This window comes from Flavonifractor sp. An52, from assembly GCF_002159385.1.
In the GTDB taxonomy this organism is placed as follows: Bacteria; Bacillota; Clostridia; order Oscillospirales; family Oscillospiraceae; genus Flavonifractor; species Flavonifractor avicola.
Map to the genome: position 1 here is coordinate 99,539 of NZ_NFIB01000007.1, position 6,244 is coordinate 105,782.

A 6,244-nucleotide genomic window follows, 5' to 3' on the forward strand; every position below is an offset into this window, starting at 1 on the left:
TCCTTGCCTGATCTTGCGTCTGAGAGCATCATACCACAGTTTCGCAATGCAGTAAAGGAAAGAAGTGATGGTTTGCGCAAAGAAAACTATACGTTTTACCACTTTTTCATGCTTTTACGGTTGAAATCCACGGAATTTTGGAGTACAATAGCCTGCGCTGAACAGTGATAGAGGCGTAAAGAGGGAATAAAATGCTGAATATCGTGCTCTTCGAACCGGAAATACCACAAAACACCGGCAACATTGCCCGTACCTGCGCGGTTACAGGCATACGACTCCACCTGATTAAGCCGTTAGGCTTTGATATCAGTGATAAAGCCGTAAAAAGGGCCGGCTTAGACTACTGGCATCTGGTGGATCTGCGGGTGTATGAAAATCTGGAGGACTTCTTTCAGAAAACCGGCGCAGAGGATATCTGGCTGGCCACCTCCAAAGCCCCGAGGCCCTATACAGAGGCCACGTTCCGGGATGGGTGCTATCTCATCTTCGGCAAGGAGACCGCCGGGCTGCCGGAGGCCTTCCGGGAGAAATACCGCCAGCGCTGTATTCGTATCCCAATCCGGGCGGAGGCCCGGTGCCTCAATCTTTCCAACTCAGCGGCGATCCTAGCGTACGAAGCCCTGCGACAACTGGATTTTCCCGGATTGACCGGGGAAGGCGAGATGAAAGGAGCTAGTATAGTATGAACTACAACAAGAAGACCGTAAAAGACATCGACGTAGCCGGCAAGAAGGTGCTGCTGCGCTGCGACTTCAACGTGCCCATGGCCAAGGACGGCAGCGGCGTCATCACCGACGACAAGCGTATCCGTGCGGCCCTGCCCACCATCCAGTACCTGCTGGATCAGAATGCTGCTGTGATTGCCTGCTCCCACCTGGGCAAGCCTGTGGCCACCTTTGACTCCTATGTGAAGAAGCAGGCCGAGAAGGGCAAGGACCCTGCCTCCATCACTGAGGAGGAGTGGAAGAAGTCCCTGGCCAAGCTGTCTCTGGCTCCTGTTGCCAAGCGCCTGAGCGAGCTGCTGGGCCGCGAGGTCATCATGGCCTCCGACGTGGTGGGCCCCGACGCCCAGGCCAAGGCCGCCGCCCTCCAGCCCGGCCAGGTCCTGCTGCTGGAGAACACCCGCTTTGAGAAGGGTGAGACCAAGAACGATCCCGCCCTGGCCAAGGCCATGGCTGATATGGCTGAGGTGTATGTGTCCGACGCCTTCGGCGCCGTTCACCGCGCCCACGCTTCCACCGCCGGTGTGGCTGCCTACCTGCCCGCTGTGTCCGGCTTCCTGATCCAGAAGGAGCTGGAGATCATCGGCGGCGCTCTGGCCAATCCCAAGCGTCCCCTGGTGGCTATTCTGGGCGGCTCCAAGGTGTCCTCCAAGATCGGCGTCATCAACAACCTGCTGGAGATCGCCGACACCATCATCATCGGCGGCGGCATGACCTATACCTTCCTCAAGGCTCAGGGCGGCTCCATCGGCAAGTCCCTGCTGGAAGAGGACTGGCTGGACTACTGCAACGACATGATGAAGAAGGCCAAGGAGAAGGGCGTCAAGCTGCTCCTGCCCGAGGATACCATCTGCGCCAAGGAGTTCTCTGCCGACGCCGAGCCCATCCTGGTGGACAGCATGAACATCCCCGACGACTGCATGGGCATGGACATCGGCCCCAAGGCCATTGCCGCCTACGCTGACGCTGTGAAGGATGCGGGCACTGTGATCTGGAACGGCCCCATGGGCGTGTTTGAGTTCCCCGCCTTTGCCAAGGGCACCCAGGCTGTGGCCGAGGCCCTGAGCAACAGCAACGCCATCACCATCATTGGCGGCGGCGACTCCGCTGCCGCTGTGCAGCAGCTGGGCTATGCCGATAAGATGACCCACATCTCCACCGGCGGCGGCGCTTCCCTGGAGTTTATGGAGGGCAAGGAGCTGCCCGGCGTGGCTTGCCTGCTGGACGCCTAAATAGATAAGCGCTGCTACAGCGTGACATCAGGCCCAACCGGGTCTAAACCTAAGAGAGAAGATTTGAAGAAAGGGGCCCATTTACCCATGAACAGAAGATATCGCAAGACCATCATTGCCGGCAACTGGAAGATGAACAAGACCCTCTCCGAGACCCGCGCCTTTGCTGAGGAGCTCAAGCCCCTCATCGGCAAGCCCAAGTGGTGCGAGGTTGTGCTGTGCGTGCCCTCTGTGAACCTCCAGGCCGCTGTGCGCCTCTTCAAGGAGAGCCGCGTGGCCATCGGCGCCGAGACCTGCCACTATGAGTCCCACGGCGCCTTCACCGGCGAGGTTTCTCCTGAGATGCTCAAGGAGATCGGCGTGAAGTACGTCATCATCGGCCACTCCGAGCGCCGTCAGTACTACAATGAGACCGACTTCACCGTCAACAAGAAGGTCCACGCCGCCCTGGAGGCTGGCCTGTACCCCATCGTGTGCGTGGGCGAGAGCCTGGAGCAGCGTGAGCTGGGTGTCACCATGGACCTGATCTCCTATCAGGTGAAGGCCGCTCTGGCCGGTGTGCCCGCCGACAAGATGCGTCATGTGGTCATCGCCTATGAGCCCATCTGGGCCATCGGCACCGGCAAGACAGCCACTGCCGAGCAGGCCAACGAGGTGTGCGAGGCCATCCGTGCCGTCATCCGCAAGCTGTACGGCGCCCGCGTGGCCCGCTCCGTCACCATCCAGTACGGCGGCTCCATGAATGCCAAGAACGCCCAGGAGCTGCTGGCTCAGCCCGACGTGGACGGCGGCCTCATCGGCGGCGCTTCCCTGAAGGCCCCCGACTTCGTGCAGATCATCAATGCTGCCAATCAGGAATAAGCCCCCGCTTTTGTGCAGAGAACAGAGGTAAACTATGAGTAAAACACCGACTACCCTCATTATCATGGACGGCTTCGGCCTGCGGGGCGACAAGACCGGCAACGCCATCGCCGCCGCCCACACCCCCAATCTGGACAAGATCTTTGCCGAGAACCCCGGCTGCAAGCTGGCGGCTTCCGGCATGGATGTGGGCCTGCCTGAGGGACAGATGGGTAACTCCGAGGTGGGTCACACCAACATCGGCGCAGGCCGGGTGGTGTTCCAGGACCTGCCCCGGATCACCAAGTCCATTCAGGACGGCACCTTCTTTGAGAATGAGGCCTATATCGAGGCTATGGACGACTGCAAGGAGCGGGACGGTGCGCTGCACGTGTTCGGCCTGCTGTCCGACGGCGGCGTCCACAGCCACATCACCCACATCTTCGCCCTGCTGGAGATGGCCAAGAAGCGCGGCCTGCACAAGGTGTTCGTCCACTGCTTCCTGGATGGCCGTGACGTGCCCCCCGCCTCCGGCAAGGAGTACGTGGAGCAGCTGGTGAACAAGTGCAAGGAGCTGGGCGTGGGCCAGGTGGCCACCGTTATGGGCCGCTTCTACGCCATGGACCGCGATAAGCGCTGGGACCGCCTGCAGCGGGCCTATGACGCCATCGTGCTGGGTGTGGGCACTGAGAACGCCGATCCTGTGGACGGTGTGCAGAAGTCCTATGACGCCGGAGTCACCGACGAGTTCGTGGAGCCCATCGTGTGCACCAAGGAGGGCAAGGTGAAGGAGGGCGACTCCATCATCTTCATGAACTTCCGCCCCGACCGGGCCCGGGAGATCACCCGCTGCTTTGTGGACCCCGCCTTCACCGACGTGGAGCGGAAGAAGGGTTACTTCCCCGTGACTTACGTCTGCACCACCGAGTATGACGCTACCATGCCCAATGTGCTCATTGCCTTCCCCCACCGGGAGCTGGAGAACATCTTTGGCGAGTATATTGCCCGCCAGGGCTACACCCAGCTGCGCATTGCCGAGACCGAGAAGTATGCCCATGTGACCTTCTTCTTCAACGGCGGCGCCGAGCAGGTCTTCCCCGGCGAGGACCGCTGCCTGATCCCCTCTCCCAAGGTGCCCACCTATGACCTGCAGCCCGAGATGAGCGCCCCCGAGGTCACAGAGGAGGCCGTCAAGCGCATCGAGAGCGGCAAGTACGACGTCATCATCCTCAACTTCGCCAACTGCGACATGGTGGGTCACACCGGCGTGTTTGACGCCGCTGTGAAGGCCGTGGAGGCCGTGGACGAGGGCGTGGGCAAGGTGGTGGAGGCCACCACCAAGATGGGCGGCGTGACCCTCATCACCGCCGACCACGGCAACGCCGACCGGATGCTGGACGACGACGGGGTTACTCCCTACACCGCCCACACCACCAACCTGGTGCCCTTCTACATCGTGGGCGCCGACGTGAAGCTGCGGGACGGCCGCCTGGCCGACATCGCCCCCACCATGCTGGATCTGATGGGCCTTGAAAAGCCCGCAGAGATGGATGGCGAAACCTTGATCCTGAATTAAGGGCTTTTCAAGGTCTATCCCCGCTGCAGGCGGGCGGCGCTTACGCCGTCCAAGCGTTTTGGCCGAAGGTCAAAACCTTGATGCCGGGGCAATTTACTGCACAGCCGTTGGCGTCTTTGACGCCTTACGGATGTGGCGCACCCCTTGCGGGTGGTTGCCCCGAGCAGATAAAAAGATTCGGGGTCCCCGCGTGGCCTGCCGCGTGGGGTGCCTGGAGAAGCCCGCAGAAATGGACGGAGAGACCCTGATCCTCAACTAAGCGGTATCCGGCGGAAGTTCCGCCGTACCAAATATTGACCCGGCGGGCCGAAGGCCCGCCCCCCACAATCCGATACCCCTGTATGGCGGGGGTTATCCCCCGCCGCCAATACGAAAGGAGTTTTTTACCATGAAGCAGATCATCGAGATCGTTGACGTTCTGGGCCGTGAGATCCTGGACAGCCGCGGCAACCCCACCGTTGAGGTTGAGGTTTATCTGGAAGACGGCACTGTGGGCCGCGCTGCTGTGCCCTCCGGCGCTTCCACCGGCATCTATGAGGCCTGTGAGCTCCGCGACGGCGACAAGAGCCGTTACCTGGGCAAGGGCGTGCTGACCGCCGTGAAGAACGTGAACACCGAGATCGCCGAGTGCCTGGTGGGCATGAACGTGCTGGACCAGACCGCTATCGATAAGGCCCTCATCGCTCTGGACGGCACCCCCAACAAGACCAAGCTGGGCGCCAACGCCATCCTGGGCGCTTCCCTGGCCTGCGCCAAGGCCGCTGCCGAGAGCCTGGGCACCTCCCTGTACAACTACATTGGCGGCGTCAACGCCAAGACTCTGCCCGTGCCCATGATGAACATCCTCAACGGCGGCGCTCACGCCACCAACAACGTGGAGATCCAGGAGTTCATGATCATGCCCGTGGGCGCCTGCTGCTTCCGTGAGGCTCTGCGGATGTGCGCCGAGGTCTTCCACAAGCTGAAGACCACCCTGAAGGAGAACGGCACTCCCGCCGCCGGTGTGGGCGACGAGGGCGGCTACGCTCCCAACCTGAAGAAGGACGAGGACGCTCTGAAGGTCATCGTGAAGGCCATCGAGGAGGCCGGCTTCAAGCCCGGCGAGGACTTCATGATCGCCATCGACGCCGCTTCTTCCGAGTGGTGGAACGAGGAAGAGAAGTGCTATATCCAGCCCAAGTCCGGCAAGAAGATGACTCAGCAGCAGCTGGTCAATATGTGGAAGAAGTTTGTGGAGACCTACCCCATCATCTCCCTGGAGGACGGCATGGCCGAGACCGACTGGGAAGGCTGGGCTATGCTGACCAAGGCCATCGGCGACAAGGTGCAGCTGGTGGGCGACGACCTGTTCGTCACCAACGTCACCCGTCTGGCTACCGGCATTGAGAAGAAGGTTGCCAACTCCATCCTGATCAAGGTCAACCAGATCGGCACCCTGACCGAGACCCTGGACGCCATCCAGATGGCCAACCGCGCCGGCTACACCGCCATCGTGTCTCACCGTTCCGGCGAGACCGAGGACGCCACCATTGCCGACATCGCTGTGGCTCTGAACGCTGGCCAGATCAAGACCGGCGCTCCCAGCCGCACCGACCGTGTGGCCAAGTACAACCAGCTGCTCCGCATCGAGGAGGAGCTGGGCGATGTGGCTCAGTACCTGGGCAAGGATGCTTTCTTCAACCTGAAGTAAGTTTTGACAAGCACAACGGGGCCGCTGCCAATGGCAGCGGCCCCGTTTTTTGTATCGCCCGGCTCCCTCCTGGGCCCCATCATGGATGGGGCGGCGCTTTGCGCCGTACAAGCGTTTTGGGCTTGCCCAAAACCTTGGCGCAGGGGCAATTCATTTGCCCCGAGCAAGTAAAATCAATTTGGGC

5 protein-coding genes are annotated in these 6,244 nt (G+C 61.1%); all 5 read left to right on the forward strand.

Translation table 11 applies throughout. From position 1 onward, the window contains the following. Nucleotides 1-191: 191 nt before the first annotated feature. The 5 genes from B5G06_RS04345 to eno all read left to right on the forward strand — a co-directional run bounded on the left by B5G06_RS04345 (nucleotide 192) and on the right by eno (nucleotide 6,060). Nucleotides 192-686, forward strand: coding sequence for a tRNA (cytidine(34)-2'-O)-methyltransferase (locus B5G06_RS04345; protein ID WP_087187859.1), 495 nt, complete (start codon nucleotides 192-194; stop codon nucleotides 684-686). Next, nucleotides 683-1,954 carry a phosphoglycerate kinase gene (locus B5G06_RS04350; RefSeq protein ID WP_087187860.1) on the forward strand — a complete coding sequence of 424 codons (1,272 nt, stop codon included), beginning with the start codon at nucleotides 683-685 and terminating at the stop codon, nucleotides 1,952-1,954. Before B5G06_RS04345 ends, B5G06_RS04350 begins: the two co-directional genes overlap by 4 nt. An 87-nt stretch (nucleotides 1,955-2,041) precedes the next feature. Next, nucleotides 2,042-2,815, forward strand: a complete 774-nt coding sequence (tpiA, locus tag B5G06_RS04355) for a triose-phosphate isomerase (protein ID WP_087187861.1) — start codon at nucleotides 2,042-2,044, stop codon at nucleotides 2,813-2,815. Between the two features lie 34 nt (nucleotides 2,816-2,849). Beyond that, the gene (gene gpmI, locus B5G06_RS04360) at nucleotides 2,850-4,370 is read left to right on the forward strand and encodes a 2,3-bisphosphoglycerate-independent phosphoglycerate mutase (protein ID WP_087187862.1); all 1,521 of its coding nucleotides are present in this window, start codon (nucleotides 2,850-2,852) and stop codon (nucleotides 4,368-4,370) included. A gap of 388 nt (nucleotides 4,371-4,758) precedes the next feature. Then, entirely contained in the window at nucleotides 4,759-6,060 is a 1,302-nt protein-coding gene (gene eno / locus B5G06_RS04365; protein WP_087187863.1) for a phosphopyruvate hydratase, read from the forward strand. Nucleotides 6,061-6,244 lie beyond the last annotated feature (184 nt).